Origin of the sequence: Streptomyces sp. SID13031, from assembly GCF_010548305.1 — a bacterium.
In the GTDB taxonomy this organism is placed as follows: Bacteria; Actinomycetota; Actinomycetes; order Propionibacteriales; family Kribbellaceae; genus Kribbella.
In genome coordinates this window covers 1-1157 of record NZ_JAAGLV010000054.1, presented here as the reverse complement: position 1 = coordinate 1157, position 1157 = coordinate 1, and the positions used below count along the sequence as shown (strand labels likewise).

At 65.2% G+C, this 1157-nt stretch carries 1 protein-coding gene; it reads right to left on the bottom strand.

Annotation, left to right across the window (positions count from 1 at the left end; translation table 11 throughout):
• Positions 1 to 1067: IS630 family transposase (locus G3I17_RS39190; protein WP_164604496.1), on the bottom strand; the 1067-nt coding region annotated here is incomplete at its 3' end.
• Positions 1068 to 1157 lie beyond the last annotated feature (90 nt).

The following is a 1157-nucleotide window of genomic DNA, read 5'->3' as shown; positions in this document are numbered from 1 at the left end:
TCGGGTCGGCGGATTTTGGAGTCGACAGCGAAGCGTCGTTTGGGCTGGGAGCGTTTGTTGTGCCAGCGGACGTAGCCGGCGATCGCGGTCTCTTGGGCGGTGTGGCTGGGGTAGTCACTGCCGTCGAGAGTGAAGTAGCGCAGCGCGGTGAACTCGCACTCGATCCAGTTCAGCCAGGAGGCGTTGCTCGGGGTGAACACCAACTCGATGCCGTTGTCGCGGCACCAGTCGGTGACTTCGGTCTTCTTGTGGGGCGAGTAGTTGTCGCAGATCACGTGCAGGTTCCCGGCCGGGAACCTGGTCCGGAGTTGCTTGAGGAAGGCGAGGAATTCCTGCCAGCGTTTGCGGTCTCGGAACCGGTAGAACATCTGTCCGGTGGTCAGGTCCAGGGCCGCGAGCATCTGCCGGACGCCGCCGTTGCGGTGGTAGGTGGCTCGCAGCCGGGCCGGGCGGCCGGTGGGGAACCATCCTTTGCCGGGTCGGGGCTGGAGATTGAGCGGGCCGAACTCGTCGACACAGATCACCCGGGCATCAGGCGGTGGATGGTCATACAGGTCGAGGATCCGGGCCATCTTCGACGCGAACTCGGGGTCCCGGCTGCCTTTCCAGGTCTTGGTGGCCTGCCACCTGACACCCGCGTCTCGCAGGATCCTGCGGACCGATTCGGTGCTGATCTTGATGTGTTTGTGCTCGGCCAGGTAGTCGACCAGCTTGGACAGACTCCAGGTCGTGAACGGACGCCCCAACCGTTGCGGCGGCGTCTTGGCGACCAGGCAGACCGTTTCACGAACCGGGGGGCCGAACCTCTTCGGTCGACCCCCGCTCCATTTTGGGTCCAGCGCCGCGAACCCGGACTCGTTGAACGCGTGGATCACCTCCCGCGCATACTGCGCCGTCGCCGCGAACATCCCCGCCGCATCACCCGCGCTACGGCCCTGCACCGACGCGAGCACAATCCCCGCCCGGCGCAACCGGACCCGGTCCTTGGCCGTGCGGGTGATCTTCACCAACCGAGCCGCTTCCTCGGGCTCCAACTCACGCACGAACACCTCAGGCTGTCGAGCCATCACCACCTCCGACAGCCAGCCTCCAAAACCCACACCGCCCAGGTCAAGCCGACACGATTACAACGCCAACGTTGCTTGACGAGGCACTAG